Source organism: Rhizobium sp. 10N414 (assembly GCF_056394785.1).
The window spans coordinates 18465-36411 of record NZ_JBFTIN010000053.1; the positions used below are offsets into that span (position 1 = coordinate 18465).

The following is a 17947-nucleotide window of genomic DNA, read 5'->3' on the forward strand; positions in this document are numbered from 1 at the left end:
AAAACTACCACCAAGAGCGCTCATTTTAAACAGTCAGCGTGGCAACGATAGGATCGAAAATGGGTGAGAAACGCCGAACCGGTGGGCGCCGATGGACGTGTGCTAGAGGCATCAAGGGTGATAGTCGCGGCCATGGTTCACTGCCAATTCTCCCCTCTGCCTTCAACATCAGTTTTCCTGAACGGACACGCCATTCTGGTCAAGCGGGACTTCAACGCCGGCCGGCTTCGTTTCCTCGCGATAGAGGTAGACGCCGAGGACTATGACGGCGACAACCAGGCCGCCGATGATCAGGTCGAGGGTGTTGTTTTGCTGCATGAGAGCAATTTTGCCTCTAATAGGTGAAGGGAGGAGCGGTTAGCCGCCTGTGAGAACGGCCGAGTTTCGCAGTTCATAATTGCAGCTAACGGAATAATACCCGAAAAAACCAGCATGCCGCGGGCATGAGACGCCTTAGCGGTAAGCCTACGCTGCGGCGTCAGTTCGGAGGTGCCGTCTCAGGGGATTCGCAAAAATAGCGCGATCGTTCTTCCGGCCCGGATCAGGCGACAGTCCGCTCCGGGTCATGCCCGGCAAATGGAGGCGGCAACATCGTCCGTTTTCCACCCTTCTGCGACGCTGCGCTCGCCGTGCTTGCCGAGGCTCACTCCACTTCTCTTCTGCTCGCTCCACTTGTCTTCTGAATTTCACATAGTTTCTCGGCTTTGAGCGCTTCGTAGAGCGCTGTCTTGCCGATCTTTACGCGAGCGGCAGCTTCGCGAACATTGAGACCGGCCGCCAGATGCTGTTGGGCCTTTGCGAGTTTTTCCGGCGTTACCACCGCTTGTCGGCCGCCGCGCCGGCCCCGCTCCTCTGCGGCTTGAAGGCCGGCGCGGGTTCGTTCCCGGATCAGATCACGCTCGAACTGAGCCAGCGCCCCGAACAGATGGAAGACAAGGCGACCGCCGGATGTCGTGGTGTCGATATTCTCGGTGATGGATCGGAAACCGACGTCCTTGGCTTCCAGTTCGGTGATGATCTCGATGAGGTGCTTCATCGATCGGCCGAGGCGGTCGAGCTTCCAGACCGTGAGCGTATCGCCGTCCCGAACATAGCGAATCGCTTCGGCCAGCCCCGGACGGTCGGTCTTCACGCCCGACGCCCTGTCTTCGAACAGCTTCTCGCAACCAGCCTTGCGCAAAGCGTCGAGTTGCAGTGCCGTATCCTGATCCCCGGTTGAGACCCTCGCGTAGCCGATAGCGGTCATGTAGGTGATTTGTCCGTTTTGTCGTTGAATCCGGACAATGTCCGATTTGCCGTCGCAGAGCAAGGTTTGCGGACAAAATCTGTGGAAGCCGCGAAACGGTCGTTTGTCGGACATGCATTTTCCAGTTCGGTGCAGCTACCGCAACGAAATTGGAGGATCAAGGAATGGCACGAAGGGCACTGCTGAGCGAGGCATGGTGGCAACAAGCGACAACCATCCCGGATGACGAAAGGGAGATCGCCAAACATTACACGCTTGACCGGCAGGACCTCGATCTGATCATGCGACAGAACAAGGCATCCAACCGGCTGGGACTTGCCTGTGTTCTGGCCATGCTGCGATATCCGGGGCGACCGCTTGCGGATGGCGAAGTTCTGCCGCTTGGCCTCTCGCGTTTTCTGGCGCGGCAAATCGGCGTCGATCACCGCGAGATAGATCGCTATTTCGAGCGTCCGCAGACACGACGCGAGCATCTCACCCTGCTTTTCGACAGGATGAAGATTCGCCCGTTCGCGCCTTCGGATGTGCGGGCGCTGACCGGCTGGCTGACGCCTGCCGCCCAAACCCTGCGCCAGGCCGATGCGTTAGCGGACATGGTGGTGGAGGAATTACGACGCCGACGTATCCTTATGCCGGCGCGCGCGGCACTCGAAGCCATCACGCATGTGGCGATAAGGCGCGGTGTTCGCATCGCTCACCGGGCCCTGGCTGGCGGACTGTCAGAGGTCCAGAAGGTCGAACTGGATAAACTTCTCGACCCGCGTGAGGGGACGGGTGTGACAGTTCTTGCCTGGGCGAGGTCACCAGCATTGTCGCCAGCCGCCGTCAACCTCGACAGGATCGCCGAGCGCATTCGCCTTCTTCGGTCGTTGGCCCTGCCGGTGACGTTGATGGAGCGCATTCCGGTCAAGGTCTTCAATGAATTCGCCGCAGAGGGGATGCGGATGAGCGCGCAGCATCTGCGCGACCTCAACACCGAACGCCGGCATGCCGTCCTGGCCGCGACGGTGTTGCACCTTTCCCGCCATCTGACCGACTGCGCCATCGACATGTTCAAAAAACTCATAGGCATTCTGACTCGGCGAGCCGACAACCAGGCAGCCGCTCGCGTCACCCGATCTGTCCGGGAGGTGCAGAAGCCGCTGAAGGACGTCTCGAAAGCTTGCCATGCGATCATCGAGGCCAGGGAGAAAGGCGAAGATATCGCCAAAGCGCTTGAACAGGTCATTCAATGGCCGGTCTTCGCGACCAGTGTCCGGGCGGTCGATACGCTGATCGCGCCGGATGTCATCGACGGTAAAATCGAAATGCTCCAGCGCTATCCGACGATCCGGAAAATGGCGCCGGAATTTCTCTCGACCCTCGTGTTCCGCGGTCACGCCGTGGCGGCGAATCTCTTGCGGGCGCTCTCCGTGGTCGCGGATCTCTATCGTACCGGCAAACGGACGATACCGGACAACGCTCCCATTTCCTTCGCACCGAAAGGCTGGATGCCCCTTGTTCTGCAGGATGGCAAGATCGATCGCAGGGCTTACGAACTCTGCCTGTTCAGCGAGCTGAAACGCCGGCTCGATGCCGGTGATGTCTGGGTCGAGGGAGCCAAGCGCTTCCAGTCCTTTGAAAGCTTCCTCATCCCCACGCCGACATTCGAGCTGATGCGCGAGGAAGGCCCGCTTCCGGTTGCCGTCGATACCGACGTGGAAACCTACCTCCACCAGCAACGGCAGATCCTGAACGACGGACTGAGCGACCTTTCCCGTCTGGCCACAGCCGGCGAACTTGACGATGTCGAATTGACCGGGGCGGGCTTCAGCGTCACGCCGCACAAGGCCATGTTTCCTGACATCGCGAAGTCACTGAAGCCGAAGGTGGAAAGCCGTCTGCCTGCGATCCGCATCACCGATCTGTTGCTTGAGGTGGACGCCCGCACGGGATTTTCCAACACCTTCACCCATCTGCGCAGCGGTCGGACGGTTGACAACAAGCTTGCGCTCCTCACCGCCATTCTGGCGGACGGCATCAATCTGAACCACGTCATCCTCCGATGGTCAGTATTTTCCGGCAGGAGGGCACGCCGAGGCGATCGGCGACCTCAACGCCCGCTATGGCCCCAATCCCGGAGCGAAATTCTATCGGTTCACCTCCGACCAGTATGGCGCTTTCTACATCATCGCCATGAACGCCAATGCGAGCGAGGCCATTTATGTCCTCGATGGTCTTCTCTATCATGGTAGCGATCTCGCCATCGAAACCCACTATGTCGATACCGGCGGGGTCAGCGATATGAGCTTCGCCCTCTGCCATCTCGTCGGCTTCCAGCTCGTGCCTCGGCTACGTGGTCTCAAGGATCGCAGGCTTTATCTCTTCCCAGGCGACACACCTCCCGAAAACTTGGCGTCGCTCGTCGGCGAACCCATCAATGTCGAGCGGATCAAGGCAAACTGGAATGACATCCTGCGCCTCGTCACGACGATCCGCTCCGGCCAGGTCCGGCCTTCGACCCTGCTGGCGAAGCTGTCCGCATTCCCGCGCCAGAACGGATTGGCGCTTGCGTTACGCGACATCGGGCGCATCAATCGGTCCATCTTCCTGCCCCAATGGTGGCAGAGCCCCGAAATGCGCAGGAACGCGACCGCCGGACTCAACAAGAGCGAAGCCCAGAACACCTTGGCCCGCGCGCTGTTCTTCAACCGTCTCGGAGAACTGCGGGACAGGACCTTCGAGAGCCAGTTCTATAGGGCGTCAGGACTGAACCTTCTGATCAATGCCATCGTCTACTGGAACACGCTTTATCTCGAACCGGCTTTCGCCGAGCTCAACCGGGAAGGCATCGCCACGCCGCCCGACATTATCAAACACATCACCCCGCTCGGGTGGCAGCATATCAGTCTCACCGGCGATTACATCTGGACCCCGACGGACAGCATCGATCTCAGGCCACTGCGGCGCGAAACATCCATCCTCGCAGCGTGATCACCGTATGTTCTCAAATGTCGGACAGATTCATCACTTTCGTGTCGTGATGCCTAGCAGGGCATAGAACATCTATCCACAGCCGGACGACGTTCCAATGGATGGCGATAGGCGCTGAGGAATGGATGAGCGCAGGCAAGGTCTGATGCCCTTGTGACGGCGGGTGGTAAATGTCTGTCGTCCATCGTTGAATCGGCCCGCCTGCCGGCAGTGAAGAGCAGGAAGCACATTATGTCTAATCCAGCCACAGGCTTGGATGATTACAAGCCCCGGTTCCTCCTCAGGTGGTTTTTCTCGACCAACCACAAGGATATCGGGACGCTCTACCTGCTGTTCTCGATCATGGCCGGCGTTCTCGGTACCGCGCTTTCCGTGTCGATCCGCATGGAGTTGCAGGAACCAGGTTTGCAGTTATTCGACGATCCCGGTGTCTACAATGTTGTCGTCAGTGCCCATGGGCTGGTGATGATCTTTTTCGTCCTCATGCCGGCACTGATAGGTGGCTTCGGCAATTGGATGGTGCCAATCATGATCGGCGCGCCGGATATGGCTTTTCCGCGCTTGAACAATCTCTCGTTCTGGCTGCTGGTGATATCGTTTCTGCTGTTCATCACCTCAATATTTGTTCCAGGAGCGCCCGGTACGCTCGGTCATGGCGGCGGCTGGACGCTCTATCCACCCTATTCGACAGACGGCCAGCCAGGGCCGGCGGTCGACCTCGTCATCCTGTCGATTCACATGTCGGGGGCCTCCTCGATTCTCGGCGCAATTAATTTCATCACCACGATCCTCAATATGCGTGCGCCCGGCATGACGCTGCATAAGATGCCTCTGTTCGCCTGGTCGATGCTGGTCACCGCCTTCATGCTGCTCATGTCACTGCCGGTGCTCGCCGGTGCGATCACAATGCTTTTAACAGACCGCAATTTCGGGACGGCATTCTTCGCGCCGTCCGGCGGCGGAGATCCGATCCTCTACCAGCATCTGTTCTGGTTCTTCGGCCATCCCGAAGTATACATCATGATCCTGCCTGGTTTCGGGATCATCAGCCACGTCATCTCGACCTTCGCCAAGAAACCGATCTTCGGCTATCTCGGAATGGCCTATGCAATGGTAGCGATTGGCGCGATTGGCTTTGTCGTGTGGGCGCATCATATGTATACCTCCGGCCTGTCTGCGGACACGCAGCGCTATTTCGCCTTCGCCTCGATGGTCATCGCCGTTCCAACCGGCGTTAAGGTGTTTTCATGGCTGGCGACCATGTGGGGCGGATCGATCGATTTCAAAACGCCGTTGCTCTGGGCTCTCGGCTTCGTCCTGCTCTTCACCATTGGCGGCGTCACCGGGATCGTGGTTGCCAGCCCCGGCCTCGATCGCGTGTTACACGACACTTATTTTGTAGTCGCGCACTTTCACTATGTACTGTCGCTGGGTGCCGTCTTCGCCATCTTTGCCGGTTTTTATTATTGGTTTCCGAAGATGACTGGTTATATGTACAGCGAGACGCTCGGCAAGGTGCATTTCTGGGTTACGTTGATAGGCGTCAATCTCGTCTTCTTCCCTCAACATTTCCTTGGCATGGCTGGCATGCCGCGACGCTATGCCGACTATCCCGACGCTTTCGCGGGCTGGAATTTCGTCTCCTCGATCGGGTCCTACATTTCGACGGCTGGGCTCATGGTCTTCTTTATAACGGTGGTGGAGGCTTTCAGCCGCAAACGCAAAGCCGGCGCCAATCCATGGGGCGAAGGGGCGACCACGCTCGAATGGCAATTGCCGTCGCCGCCACCCTTCCATCAATGGCAACAACTGCCGCGCATTCTCTGACGTGCGCCTCCGGTTCCACGTCAAGACCTGTGGTCGCTGCGACCTTTGGTCGGGAGAACGTGAAAGAGACTACAGATCCAGACAAACAAATCTGTTGAATTGATTATAAGGTAGAATGACTTGGTGGACGTTGCTGCATCTAACTTCGACTTGGAGAGCCCCGAAGCAACCGCTAGTTCTGAACGGTCGCAACTTGACACGTTGCTTTCGAGCATTCGTGCCTGTCGCGCATGTGCTAGGGAATTCAGCCATGAACCACGCCCAGTGATCCAAGTAACCTCTGAGACCCGCCTCTTGATCTGTGGCCAAGCCCCGGGCCGACGCGCCCATGAGAGTGGACTGCCATTCGATGATCCCTCAGGCGATCGTCTGCGTGAGTGGCTTGGGCTAGATCGCGACACGTTCTATGCAGACTCGCGAATTGGCGTGGTCCCAATGGCGTTCTGCTTTCCAGGCACCAATCCTAAAGGCGGCGACTGTCCGCCACCGCCCCGCTGCGCCGCGCTCTGGCGACGGTCTCTCCTGGCGTGCCTTCCGAGGGTGGAACTGACGCTTATGGTCGGCAGTTACGCTCAACGGTGGGCCTTGCAGCATACCTCAGAGCGGATGACCGCGACCGTCGCCGCATGGCGCGACTATGGTCCCGCGGTGATCCCGCTGCCTCATCCCTCGTGGCGCAGTACAGTCTGGCTGCGTCGCAACCCATGGTTTGAGAACGAGGTGGTGCCTCATCTGCGCACCCGGGTTGCTGCTATGCTAGGCAACGCGGCTGCACCTCTTTAACCGTCATGATAGATCTGATTGTCTCGATCAATTCGGCTAAGGTCAGGTCCGTTTGCCGTAACCGCCTGGTCAGGCGCGGAGTCCCGCCAAGTCGCGATGGACAAATGCCGCCGCGCACCAGCTTCGATTTCCGCCTCGTCCAATCCTTAGGAGCGACCCAACGTTGGGCACGCTGAAATCGTACTGCTCGGTCCGCGAAAAATGTCACGCGTTCGAGCCGCTCGCGGACGGACAAGCATGTTGCGTGCCGTGGTCTGACGCTGGCGCTCGGCGCCCCCCGCACGTGAGACCGTCGGGCCTGGGGGCGAGGTCCCCCGCAGCGAGATCCCCGGAATTCCATGTCGGTGTCCGCCGTGAACCCACGGTTCACGAAACCGGCCTGTTCGGACATGTGATCAATTCGACATGATCCGGTTCAATCGGTCATTTTCAAGCAGCGAGCGGGTTGCGCCGCCGAAGATCCACTCCCTGAACCTGCTGTGGCCGTAGGCGCCGGATATGGTCAAGTCCGCATTCATCGCTTCGGCCACATCGGCGATGCTTCGACCGTCGGATTTTTCCGAAAACACGTCCGCCTTCGCCTTTACGTCGTGAAGGGAAAGAAAGGCGACAACATCGTTCAAGCTTGTCCAGGTTTCATCCGTCGCGTCATCGTCGATCGTGATCACATGAACCTCTTGAGCCAGTTGCAGAAACGGCATGGCGTCGACAATTGCGCGCCTGGCTTCACGCGTGTCCTTCCACCCGACAAGAACCTTATTGAGTCGGGAACTCTGCTGATTGGTCGAAGCGACGAATACAGGTCGCCCTGCCTGAAGGATTAGGTTACCTAGATCAGCGGAACGATGAACGTCGCCAGAAGAGACCACCTCTGGCGGCGCCGTGACGATGAGATCGGCCATACACGCCGAGTCGATCAGCAAACTGGTCGGATTGCCTACCGCGCCGCGCCATTCCGTCTCAACCGTTGTGCCAATAAGACTTTTGAATTCCGCGCGACGGTCTTCTAGGCGTCGCTCGATGTTCTTCAACTGACGCACCGTGCTCTCACCTCCAAAGCCCACTCCTCCGTCCATCATGACGGGCGGCGGAACATCGGCAGCCGAAAAGCCGATAAGGCGCGCATCGAACCGCCGACCCAGATCGACACCGAGCTGGATGACGGGCGCGACCATACCGTCGATGTTGAGATTGAGTAAGATTGACTTGTACGTCATTTGATCTTCCTTCAGTAATGAGCCTCTAAACGAGTGCTGGACCGGGGGCTTGCCTGAGGAGCGCTTTGACAAAAGGCAGACGCCTTGGGACATTAAAAAACTCGACGGTACTCGAGCATCTCACGAAGAACTCTCAGGTTCGGCCAACCGTCGTTGTTGTCCCTGCTTGAACAGGTCCAAGCAGTTCGCCTTTTGTGGCCAATCTTTTCCGGGTATCTTGAATCCGCCAGGCCTTGGGCCCCACCGGCGCAATACGGGTGTTGCAATGTCCTACTGCGTTGTGTCTCCTCGTAGTCACCGGCATTCTGCTCAGCGATTTCTGATTGCGTTCTCCTCTGATTGCTGTGCCCGAGCGCGTTGCTAAGTCGCCATCTGTTGCTCTATTTCCGCCTCGGCCTTCAGGCTCTCAAGGTCGCGGAAGATCGAAGCGATAGCCAGCGTACGCCCCGCGCGCTTGAAGCGCAGCACGCAATCCTTAGCGATGAGATCCCCATCGACCTCGATCTCGTCCCATTGCGCGGCATGGCCGACATAGTTGATGGGAACATCGTAATGCTGGCTCCAAAAGAACGGTACAGCGATGAATTCCTCGCGATGGCCAAGCATATTGAGGGCCGCCGTCCTCCCCTGCCTCTCTGCGACCACCCAATGCTCGACCCGAATGTACTCGCCACTGTGGGGATCGGGCCACCGCGCAATATCGCCAGCCGCGAAGATCCCTCGTGCACTCGTCTCGAGAAACGCGTTCACGACGACACCATTGTCAACACGCAGGCCCRCTTTTTCGGCAAGCTCAGTCCGCGGTCGCACACCAACGCCCGCGATGACGAAATCCGCACTCAGGATATCGTCATTGCTGAGCTTCATCTTCGTGCCGTCGACGCTGCTGACGGTATTCTCGAGATGGAATACGACACCATTCTCCTCGTGGAGGGCGCGGATGAAGTCGCCCATTTGCGGGCCCAGGATCCGCTCCATGGGCCGTTTGTCGGGCGCCACGACATGAACTTCGATATTGCGCGCGCGCAGGGCCGCGGCAACCTCCAGACCGATGAAACTGGCGCCGACCACGACGGCGCGCCGTGCTGTCATGGCCCGCTCAATGATAGCGTTGCAATCTGCGAACGAGCGCAGCGTATAAACGTGTGGCTGGTCCGCACCGGGAATGGTAAGGCGGACCGGTTCAGCTCCGGTCGCAAGCAACAGCCTGTCGTACGGGATCCGGACCCCGGCCGCGAGAACAACCTCGTTAGAACCTATATCGATGCTGGCCACGTTCGCATTGAGACGGAGATCAATATCGTTCTTTGCGTAAAAGCTTTCGGCGCGGAGTAGGATCCAATCCTCCGGTGCTTTACCGGCGAGGTAGTCTTTAGAAAGATTGGGCCGATCAACGGGGGGCGTGTCGTCGTTGCTAAGCATGACGATGCTGCCTTGATAATGTTCGCGCCGCAACGTCTCGACTGCTGCGAACCCCGCCGCGCCGCCTCCCACTATGACGATCCTATCCGGATCCTCGCGGGAGCGTCCATCGCGCTGCTTCGGTACCGTCCGCTTGCGCTTTTCTTTCACAAATATCCGACCATCGCGCTGCTCTACATGCCAGCAAGCGAGCGGACTAAAGGCAGGCGCATGCAGGGCCTCGCCCGTACGCAAATCGAAGCAGGCGTGATGCCATGGACACCGGATGGTATCCTCAACTACAAGTCCGTCGACGAGCGGCCCGCCATAATGCGTGCATGTCGCCCCGATCGCGAAGATCGCGTCTCCGCGGCGTACCAACAACACCTGCTCGTCGCCGCAATGACCAAGAAGCTTTCCTCCATCGGGAAGATCGGCAAGCGCGATGCCCTCGACAAGATCCGGCCCGTTTAGTTTGGTATGGACTTCAGCCATATCCTTCTCCTTGGCGATCGGGTGGCAAAATCGTCGATACAGCGAAGCGGGAACTCGGAGGTCAACTAGCCAGAATCTTCTGTCTGGTTAGCGCGCATCACGTTTCAGTCGGTCGAGCGTTTCGGTCTACACCGAAGACGGAAATTATAGTCGACGCAGTTTCCCTCCTTCTTAGGTGTCGTGCAAACGAATTTAATCGACAATTCAGTGCAATTTTTATGTAGATAAAACAGGCCATCGTCGGGGACGACATTTTCTTGTGTTCTAGTTGGGCGGCAAATCGGACAACAATATCTCTCTGAGGACGACAGCATCGTTGTGCGTCTCGTCATGGGCTGAGTAGACGAGCGTGACCGTGCCGTCCGCTATCAGGCCGCGCAATCGGTCGAGTTCATCGCGATTTTCATGGATTTCCGCCGCGTACCGCTTGCGGAATTCGTCCCAGCGGGCTGGATCATGTCCAAACCATTTCCGAAGCTCGGTGCTTGGCGCGAGTTCCTTCATCCAATGATCGATCGCTGCTTCTGTTTTCTTGACTCCGCGCGGCCAAAGCCGGTCAACCAAAACGCGGATGCCGTCGTCGGTCACGGGGGTTTCATATGCCCGTTTCAATTTCACTCGCTCGGAGATTTTTTTACTCATCGACCTCGATCCTTACTGTCCACTGCCTGGCTCAGGGCACCGACTTTTCGCCCTGAGTATTGAACTGTTTCAGATAGGCAATTACGTCGGCGATCTCTTGGTCCTTATTAAGACCGGCAAATGTCATCTTGTCCCGGGGACCAGTTTGCGCGGTGCGCGCAGATACGCCGTCAGCGTCACTTCATCCCAGGTAAGACCAGAATTCTTGTTGGCAGGGGAATAACTGTAATCCGGAAATGCACCAGCCAATCGGCCGACGACACCATTCAAGGCTGGACCTACTCCGTTCTTGGCGTCGGAGCCGACCTTATGGCAGGCCATGCACTTCCTGAAGACGAGGGCGCCGGCTTCGGCATTGCCGGAAGACGTTTCTTGTGCATGGGCGGAGCCGATTGCGGTCAGAATTGCAGTCGTCAATCCAAGCATGGTCGATTTCATGTTTTGCCTCTTTCAATGGGCATCAGCGGCCTGAAGGACGGAACTGCACCCGGAATGTCGGAGAGACAATCGCAGCTCACTGGAACAGCATCCGCTGTCCAGCTTGGGCAGTCGTGTCTCAGGCGTGAACTAGAGCGCCCGGGTTCTTGAGATACTGATTCTTGATCGCGTCCACTGCCCAATAGGCAAGAGCGCCTACCGGGCCAGTCGGGTTCTTCCCGGCGTTCTGCGGAAACACGCACGCGCCAGTGACGAATACGTTTGGAACATCCCACACCTGAAGATACTTGTTCAGTACGCTCGTGCTTGGGTCAGCCCCGAAGACTGCCCCGCCTGTATTGTGCGTGCTTTGATAGGGCACAATCGAATAGGGAATGGGAGGGACGTTTCGATCGATCTTGGTCGCACCCATCTCCTTGGCGATTGTTACGCAGATGTCGGCCTGAGCGTTCATCTGCCTTATTTCGTTGTCTTGGAAATTGAATGTCATCCTCATCAGCGGACGCCCAAAAACGTCGGTGTAGGTCGGATCAAGGCTCAGGTAGTTCTGCCGGTAGGCCATCACCGCGCCTTGATTGCCGATGCTGGCCGCGTGGTCATAATTGTCGACCATTGCCCTTTTCCAGTCGGAGCCCCAACGCGGCGTGCCGCGTGGTGTTGGATGCGACTGGATAGGCCGAGCGCCCGAGTTGCTGCAGCTGATACCGCCGCCGCCGATATAGCCGGCCTTCACGAAATCGTAGTTATCGCCGTTGAAATCATCCATGCAGGTGCCGAGCGCACCTGCGCCCATGAAACGATTCATGATAGTCTTCTTGTCGAAGAAGGCAGTAGCCTGGCCACCGCATTGATAAGCATAGTTGCGCCCGACTACGCCCTTTCCCGTTTTAGGGTCATAGGGCACGCCAATCCCCGAATGCAGCAGCAGGTTGACGTTGCCGAGCGCGTAAGCCGAGAGGATAATGAGATCGGCAGGCTGTTCGAATTCGCGCCCGCGTGCATCGAGATATGTGACGCCGACCGCCTTCTTGCGGGTCGAATCGAGATTGACCTTCAGCACGATCGAGTTGGTGCGCAGCTCGAAATTCGGGTTCTTCAACGCCAGTGGAATGACCGTGAAATGCGGGCTCGCCTTGGCATTCGCCTCGCAGCCGAAGCGTTCGCAGAATCCGCAGTAGTGACACTGGCCGAAGGCCACCCCATCGGGGTTCACATAATCCCGCGAGGCGTTTGACGCCGGGTTGGGGAAAGGGTGGTAGCCCAGATTGCGGGCCGCCTTTTCGAACATCACCATGCTTTGCGCAGCAATCATCGGCGGGTTCGGGTACTCGTCCTTTCGCGATCCCTCGAAGATATTGCCACCATCAATCTTCCGGCCGTTAAGATTACCTGCCTTGCCGGAGGTGCCGCATGTTTTTTCGAACTTGTCGTAATAGGGCTCCAGATCGTCATAGGTGATCGGCCAGTCCTGCAGGTGCATATCAGAAGGGATGATCTTTTCGCCGTACTTGTCGATTGTCTGGGTGCGCGCCTGATGATCCCACTCGAGCCAGCGCCAGGTCACACCGTTCCAGTGTACGCCGGCGCCGCCGACGCCTTGGCCGGGCAGGAACGAGCCGAGTTGACGCATCGGCAGCGCCGTTTGCGATTCATCGTTGCGGAATGTGATAGTTTCCCGGCGCACATTCTGCATGAGGTCGTGGCGGGCGGCGTAGCGCAATTCGTCATGGATCTGTGGGTCGATAAAGTCTGGATTGGTGTCACGCGGGCCTCCCCGCTCAAGAGCGACGATTTTCAGCTTGGTCGATGCAAGCTCCTTGGCAATGATGCCGCCTGTCCACCCAAGACCGACAATGAGGACATCAACCGCGTTGAGTTTGGTGGCCATTTTGCACTGTCCTTCTTTTTCCGCCGATTAAATGAGATCCTGGATGCCTTTCGGTTCAGCCCTATAGGGCTTGTTCCGAAACGGCTCGATCTTGTCCATGTACATGCCATCGACGCCAGGGAAGCCGATCATCTTCCAAGCCGCCCTGTCCTTGTTTCCGCCGTACATCGGGTCAGCGAAATAACCCTCGATCGTCAGCTGCAGCAGAAGCCCGAAAAAGGTCGCCGTTGGCACCGTTGGAAGCTCGACTTTCTTGCTGTCGAGACCGGCCATCACCGATGCACGATCTTCTGGCGAAAGGCCGTCGAAGGTGCTCTTGTGGGTTTTCTGCACATAGGCGCTGACGTCGGCGATACCGACCCGGATCAATTCGGACGGCGTCATGGGCAGTTGATAGCCTTGCTCTGGCGTACCCTCGCCAAACGGCCCTTCCAGATAGAGCCGATCGCCCTTACCGTATCCGCCAGCCATTTGCCGATCGATGTAGTGGGCAACGCCTAGTTCCCTCGCGCCGGGGCCGGTTGAATCGCTGGGAATTAGCGTATCGACTGCGGCCTCGATGAACGCTGCTTCATCGACATTGAAGAATTCATAGCCCGAGCCTCCGGCATGGGACTTCGAAGCGTCGGTTACGTGATGATGCTGTTTGTCGGTCGCTGCAACCACCGTTTCGTCCGCCAATGCGGATCCCACCAGCGGCAGTGGGCTCGCGGCCGCTCCGGCCGCGCCGAGTAGCTTGAGAACGTCGCGACGCCCCACGTCGCCTTGGCTCGTTCCTCTCGTCGACATGATCGCTCCTGTGACGCTGCAGGCGCTACTGGGAAGGATGGAGAGAGCTTGCACGCGCTCCAACTGGCGTTGCGCAGCATCCAACGCTAAGCTTGGCGGCTTTCTCTGAAGCTTATTGCCACTGCTTGTCGACAAGCAAACGAATTTAATCGTCAAATGAATACAGTTTTTATGATAGATGTGGCTTACGTTCGAGCATCGCGTCCACCTCGAAAAACTGGCGCGCCGCGCTCACCGACTATCGCTGTATCGAACTCATCGGCGCGACATCCTAGACAACCGCGGACAGCCCGCTGCAAAAACCTTTACCCAGCCAGCATCAAAGCCGCGACCAGCAAGTGGCCGCATTTAACACCAGCGCCACGACTTCGAATGGAACTCATCAGCCTCCGAACCACACGGAAGCGGAATATTTTCAACGCTGCCGAGGCAACGCTGCACGAATAGACCCCGGCGTCGACAAAGCGCCGCTCAGTCGAAACCCCGTATGTCACGCAAACATACATTGACAATATATGTTTTATTTGAAAGTTTGGCTCGCAGGCCGCCGCTACCGTCGTCGTATTCTCGGTGTCGTGCAAGGGAGCCTTTGGTGTTGTCAATCGGCCAGTATTCTCCAGCCCGTACAAGGAAACCTGGATGCGATTTGGTGGCGATGCCAGAGCCCCAGTGGCCTTGCAAAAATCGGAGCACACACATGAGCGGGAATAGCCGGAGCAACAGAACCATTACTATCGACTGCGTCGCGTTGCCGGATGTGCTTGACGAGACCATGATCCATAATGTGGTTCACAGCTTCTATGACGAAATTCACCGCGACGACCTCCTCGGCCCGATCTTCCGTCGCGCCATCCAGCCAGACGTGTGGCCACGCCATTTGGCCAAGATGTGCGATTTCTGGTCCGCTACGCTGCTCCGAACGTCCCGATATGAAGGCCGGCCATTGCCGCCACACCTGGAAATTTCCGGTCTCGGCGAGGAGCATTTTCGGCGTTGGTTAAAACTGTTTCGCGCCACCTTGCGCCGCATCTGCCCGCCCGAGGTGACAGCACTTTTCATGGACCGCGCGCTACGCATCGCCCACAGTTTCCGCCTGGCGGTCGCTTTCAGCCGTGGCGAGACCACGATTGGCATCGACCCCATTGTCGAGAAAGACCTGTGATGCTGGAGTGGTGGCCCCTACAAAGGTACCGCTCATGAAAGGAGCAACCCGTGCGGCTGACCAATTTTTCGGACTATGCCTTAAGGATGCTGATGTACGCCGCCTCCGCCGGTGATCGCCTAATCACGATCGAGGAGGTCGCACGCACCTTCAACGTGTCCAAGACCCACCTTAACAAGGTCGCCAATACCCTGACGCGCAGTGGCTATCTGAAGGCGGTCCGCGGCCGTTCCGGCGGCCTTGTTCTGGGGCTCCGGCCCGAGATGATCCGGATCGGCGATGTCATACGACTGACCGAGCCGGATTTCGGGATTGTGGAGTGCTTTGCCAGCGGAAACCAATGTGTCCTCACTGGCTCCTGCAAGCTTTCAAGCGTGTTTGGCGAAGCGATTGCCTCCTTCCAGACCATCCTTGACCGCTACACACTTGCTGACGTGGCGTTGACGCCCCAGGACTTCCCCGTGCACCGCTACCATCCTCCCGTTCCGGCGTAGCGCGGGACGGCGGGAAAAATTGGTGCTTTTTTATAATCGGAGACAAGATGATTGCGGAACGAAGAGGCATCCTACGCCGACGCAGCACCCTTGTGGAGATGAGCCATGATTAAAGCAAAGAAGAACGATAAGCAGGTAACAACGCAAATCGAATCTGGGATCGACCCGGACAATAGTCTGTTGCCGATGTTGATAGGCGGGCTTGTCCTGATCGTCATCGGCGCGATCGTCGTTATGATATTTGTTTAACCTAAGCCCCAACCGATCAAGGTCGATCGGGATGACAGCCGCAAGCAGTGAACTGCAGATCGTCGCTGACACGCCGCAATCGAAGCTCGCGTGGAGATGCAGACAGCCGTGAAGGCCATCACCAAACGCCACGGGCTTGGCCCTCTGAAACCGGACTTATTTTGATGTGACGGCCTGGCATTGAGAGGGCCTCATGCTCATGCAGGACTTTTTTAATGCAATATTTTTGTCTTTAAACGGCAATTAGTTCCGTTTGTGTATCTTTAAGAAATGATACAAACTGATGCTATCGAAGTATCACCATCTGGGTTTCGGCCCGACTGGCCTTGTAGGCCAGCCCCGCTTAGGCCGCAGAGCGCGCCGGTTGGTGCGAATTTGGGCACGGCGACGCTGTCGCGTATCCGATATCCCTTCGGCAGAAAGACAGGCGGATGATCATGATGCAATTCGCTGCACTACGGTCGCTGGGATGACGTCCGACCGTGCAGGTAAAAAACGTCATAGCCAAGGGGGCCATTAGCACGCATCGCAGCAGGCAAGGGGTATACCAATGACCGTTGGTCTAGATAGCTCACGGATCCGCGAAGCATCGCTTGGAGCTGTGCCGCATCAGCGCGACTGCGATTTCACGCTTGTTAGACAGCTGATCAGTGGGAAATTCCGATCCGCACGCCGCGGGCCGATGGGCTAGTGAGGAACTATGTCAGCCGTTCGGTAACTGTCTGGGCGGAAGCATCATCGTCGACGTTTTGAACGCTGACTGATTTATGAAAACTGCACATGCTCAGGGTTTTCGTACTCAAATCGTGAGATCCGGCGGCACAGGCGTCCTTTAGCAATTCAGTAATCGTCTCCGCTGATTCGACGATACTGGAAAGGTGCCCGTCCTCTCCACCACCCATGTCACCAGTTTTCTTCACCGCCGCTCATCACGTGAGAGGATGCATCCGGAAAGAGCCATTGGAGGCCATCCCCATGACCGAAACCGTCGACCTCAATAATAACGCGATCTACTTCGTTTCTTTGGTCCTGTTCTACTGGATGCTGACAAACTTGGTTTCGCATAACAACGCAGCAAGTGATGTGAGCGAAACCACAAAGCAACGGGTTGCACCGCGGGATGTAGAGGGCACGGCCCTGCTGCAGGGTTCAGCACTACGAGCACTGCGCGATATCGATCCAGACTTCATCGCTGAAGACTTTCTAAGCGATGCAGCCAACACCTATGAAACGGTGATTGCCGCCTTCATTAAGGGTGATCTTAATACATTGCGTCCGCTGCTGGGCGCCACCGTCCTCGCAACCTTTGAGCTTGAGATTGAATCGCGCCAATCGAGATACGAAACATTAGAATTTACCCTGATCAACGAGCCCTCACTGACAGTTTTGGGCGTAACCGTCGAACGCGAGAGCGTCGAAGTGACAATTCTATTCTCCTCGGAAGCGGTCCAATGTAGCCTATCGGCCGATGGTACGATCGTGGACGGTGACCCGAAGAGGATCGTTCAGGTTCGTCACACTTGGACCTTCTCCCGGCAATTTTCCAATCGCAACCAACCATGGCAGGTAGTGTCGACCGCCTAAGAAGGCGCATGGCCTTATCTGAGATAACCATCAGGGACCGCTGCCGCGTCATGACAATGAGTCCCCCCAAATGATGAGACGTCTCCGCCAGTCCGCGCTGCACAGTGCCCTCACCACCGCTCGCACAGGGGAGGAGGTTGCCTTCGTCTTGTCGGCCGTTGCGGATGGCCAACCGAACTGCACCGCCCCTTGTATATCTCTAAGGCGCAATTTACCCGTATTTCGATGAGCACCAGCCGCGGTAAGGGTTGGCAAGCCAATCAGCTCGCCCCTTATATCTGTGAAGGCGGCAAGGGCATGCTCCATCGCATTCACCGCCGACGTGGCTGACCTTTACCACTTTCCAAACGGATACCAGCGAAAAACCCCGCTTGTAGTTTTTTTCAGCATGGAAACATCTTCCAGAACACGACCCAATAACGCGCTTAAAGGCGCGACGCCGCACTCCCGGTCAGTCACGGTGCTTGTAGCTTGCCGCACAGACTCCCATGCCGTGACCTGCTATGTCGGCGAAAACAACGCCTCCATCCTGGAGAGCACGGAGTAACAGCACTGCGGTCGAACGATGCAAGCCATGACGATCCCCCTCATAGTCACGGATCGTACTGCGGGACACCGTCGAGCGGGCAGCAAGTTCTTCCTGGGTCCAATTCAGGAGCCCGCGCGCGGCCCGACATAATGCGGGCGTAAGGGTGAATTCTTTGCTGGCACGACCCATGCGATTGATATAGTCCATAAAGGGCGAAATGCAATCAGAGC

The 17947-nt window shown here is 57.5% G+C and carries 15 protein-coding genes and 1 pseudogene; 7 read left to right on the forward strand and 9 right to left on the reverse strand.

What is annotated here, in order from left to right; translation table 11 throughout:
* Positions 1-168: 168 nt before the first annotated feature.
* Entirely contained in the window at positions 169-318 is a 150-nt protein-coding gene (locus AC1DE4_RS28640; protein WP_169680755.1) for a hypothetical protein, read from the reverse strand.
* A gap of 325 nt (positions 319-643) precedes the next feature.
* A complete protein-coding gene (locus tag AC1DE4_RS28645) occupies positions 644-1246 on the reverse strand; it encodes a recombinase family protein (RefSeq protein ID WP_060585966.1) in 603 nt (200 codons plus the stop codon).
* A 164-nt stretch (positions 1247-1410) separates the two neighbouring features.
* Here AC1DE4_RS28645 and AC1DE4_RS28650 point away from each other — a divergent pair.
* The 3 genes and pseudogenes from AC1DE4_RS28650 (at position 1411) to AC1DE4_RS28660 (ending at position 6829) form a co-directional block, all read left to right on the forward strand.
* Positions 1411-4219, forward strand: a pseudogene (locus AC1DE4_RS28650) (Tn3 family transposase).
* A gap of 231 nt (positions 4220-4450) precedes the next feature.
* A complete protein-coding gene (ctaD, locus tag AC1DE4_RS28655; RefSeq protein WP_477884218.1) occupies positions 4451-6046 on the forward strand; it encodes a cytochrome c oxidase subunit I in 1596 nt (531 codons plus the stop codon).
* 264 nt (positions 6047-6310) lie between these two features.
* Positions 6311-6829, forward strand: coding sequence for a uracil-DNA glycosylase family protein (locus AC1DE4_RS28660; RefSeq protein ID WP_477884220.1), 519 nt, complete (start codon positions 6311-6313; stop codon positions 6827-6829).
* A 395-nt stretch (positions 6830-7224) separates the two neighbouring features.
* Here AC1DE4_RS28660 and AC1DE4_RS28665 read toward each other — a convergent pair whose 3' ends face one another.
* The 6 genes from AC1DE4_RS28665 to AC1DE4_RS28690 form a co-directional block, all read right to left on the reverse strand.
* Positions 7225-8139, reverse strand: coding sequence for a universal stress protein (locus AC1DE4_RS28665; RefSeq protein ID WP_477884222.1), 915 nt, complete (start codon positions 8137-8139; stop codon positions 7225-7227).
* 267 nt (positions 8140-8406) lie between these two features.
* Positions 8407-9942, reverse strand: a complete 1536-nt coding sequence (locus tag AC1DE4_RS28670; RefSeq protein WP_477884224.1) for an FAD-dependent oxidoreductase — start codon at positions 9940-9942, stop codon at positions 8407-8409.
* Positions 9943-10206: 264 nt separating this feature from the next.
* Positions 10207-10584: a DUF488 domain-containing protein gene (locus tag AC1DE4_RS28675; protein ID WP_024315977.1), complete on the reverse strand. Its 378-nt coding sequence runs from the start codon at positions 10582-10584 to the stop codon at positions 10207-10209.
* 123 nt (positions 10585-10707) lie between these two features.
* A complete protein-coding gene (locus AC1DE4_RS28680; protein WP_477884226.1) occupies positions 10708-11022 on the reverse strand; it encodes a c-type cytochrome in 315 nt (104 codons plus the stop codon).
* Positions 11023-11140: 118 nt separating this feature from the next.
* Positions 11141-12910, reverse strand: coding sequence for a GMC family oxidoreductase (locus tag AC1DE4_RS28685; RefSeq protein WP_477884228.1), 1770 nt, complete (start codon positions 12908-12910; stop codon positions 11141-11143).
* Positions 12911-12937: 27 nt separating this feature from the next.
* Positions 12938-13699 (reverse strand): gluconate 2-dehydrogenase subunit 3 family protein, encoded by a 762-nt coding sequence (locus tag AC1DE4_RS28690; RefSeq protein WP_477817814.1) that lies wholly within the window; start codon positions 13697-13699, stop codon positions 12938-12940.
* 697 nt (positions 13700-14396) lie between these two features.
* On the opposite strand from AC1DE4_RS28690, the gene AC1DE4_RS28695 reads away from it, so the two are divergent.
* The 4 genes from AC1DE4_RS28695 to AC1DE4_RS28710 all read left to right on the forward strand — a co-directional run bounded on the left by AC1DE4_RS28695 (position 14397) and on the right by AC1DE4_RS28710 (position 17188).
* Positions 14397-14861, forward strand: coding sequence for a group III truncated hemoglobin (locus tag AC1DE4_RS28695; RefSeq protein WP_477884230.1), 465 nt, complete (start codon positions 14397-14399; stop codon positions 14859-14861).
* Positions 14862-14911: 50 nt separating this feature from the next.
* Positions 14912-15355 (forward strand): RrF2 family transcriptional regulator, encoded by a 444-nt coding sequence (locus AC1DE4_RS28700; protein WP_477884232.1) that lies wholly within the window; start codon positions 14912-14914, stop codon positions 15353-15355.
* 105 nt (positions 15356-15460) lie between these two features.
* Positions 15461-15604, forward strand: a complete 144-nt coding sequence (locus tag AC1DE4_RS28705) for a hypothetical protein (RefSeq protein ID WP_176703632.1) — start codon at positions 15461-15463, stop codon at positions 15602-15604.
* A gap of 975 nt (positions 15605-16579) precedes the next feature.
* Positions 16580-17188, forward strand: coding sequence for a Tim44/TimA family putative adaptor protein (locus AC1DE4_RS28710; RefSeq protein ID WP_477817811.1), 609 nt, complete (start codon positions 16580-16582; stop codon positions 17186-17188).
* A 451-nt stretch (positions 17189-17639) separates the two neighbouring features.
* Here the strand turns inward: AC1DE4_RS28710 and AC1DE4_RS28715 are convergent, their stop codons facing one another.
* Positions 17640-17906: a helix-turn-helix domain-containing protein gene (locus AC1DE4_RS28715; RefSeq protein WP_477817822.1), complete on the reverse strand. Its 267-nt coding sequence runs from the start codon at positions 17904-17906 to the stop codon at positions 17640-17642.
* Between the last annotated feature and the right edge of the window lie 41 nt (positions 17907-17947).

What these genes read in the sequence shown, in the direction of transcription:
- AC1DE4_RS28640 (WP_169680755.1), bottom strand. Translation starts at nt 318, where the DNA reads ATGCAGCAAAACAACACCCTCGACCTGATCATCGGCGGCCTGGTTGTC.
- AC1DE4_RS28645 (WP_060585966.1), bottom strand. Translation starts at nt 1,246, where the DNA reads ATGACCGCTATCGGCTACGCGAGGGTCTCAACCGGGGATCAGGATACG.
- ctaD (WP_477884218.1), top strand. Translation starts at nt 4,451, where the DNA reads ATGTCTAATCCAGCCACAGGCTTGGATGATTACAAGCCCCGGTTCCTC.
- AC1DE4_RS28665 (WP_477884222.1), bottom strand. Translation starts at nt 8,139, where the DNA reads ATGTCCCAAGGCGTCTGCCTTTTGTCAAAGCGCTCCTCAGGCAAGCCC.
- AC1DE4_RS28675 (WP_024315977.1), bottom strand. Translation starts at nt 10,584, where the DNA reads ATGAGTAAAAAAATCTCCGAGCGAGTGAAATTGAAACGGGCATATGAA.
- AC1DE4_RS28680 (WP_477884226.1), bottom strand. Translation starts at nt 11,022, where the DNA reads ATGAAATCGACCATGCTTGGATTGACGACTGCAATTCTGACCGCAATC.
- AC1DE4_RS28685 (WP_477884228.1), bottom strand. Translation starts at nt 12,910, where the DNA reads ATGGCCACCAAACTCAACGCGGTTGATGTCCTCATTGTCGGTCTTGGG.
- AC1DE4_RS28690 (WP_477817814.1), bottom strand. Translation starts at nt 13,699, where the DNA reads ATGTCGACGAGAGGAACGAGCCAAGGCGACGTGGGGCGTCGCGACGTT.
- AC1DE4_RS28695 (WP_477884230.1), top strand. Translation starts at nt 14,397, where the DNA reads ATGAGCGGGAATAGCCGGAGCAACAGAACCATTACTATCGACTGCGTC.
- AC1DE4_RS28705 (WP_176703632.1), top strand. Translation starts at nt 15,461, where the DNA reads ATGATTAAAGCAAAGAAGAACGATAAGCAGGTAACAACGCAAATCGAA.
- AC1DE4_RS28710 (WP_477817811.1), top strand. Translation starts at nt 16,580, where the DNA reads ATGACCGAAACCGTCGACCTCAATAATAACGCGATCTACTTCGTTTCT.
- AC1DE4_RS28715 (WP_477817822.1), bottom strand. Translation starts at nt 17,906, where the DNA reads ATGGGTCGTGCCAGCAAAGAATTCACCCTTACGCCCGCATTATGTCGG.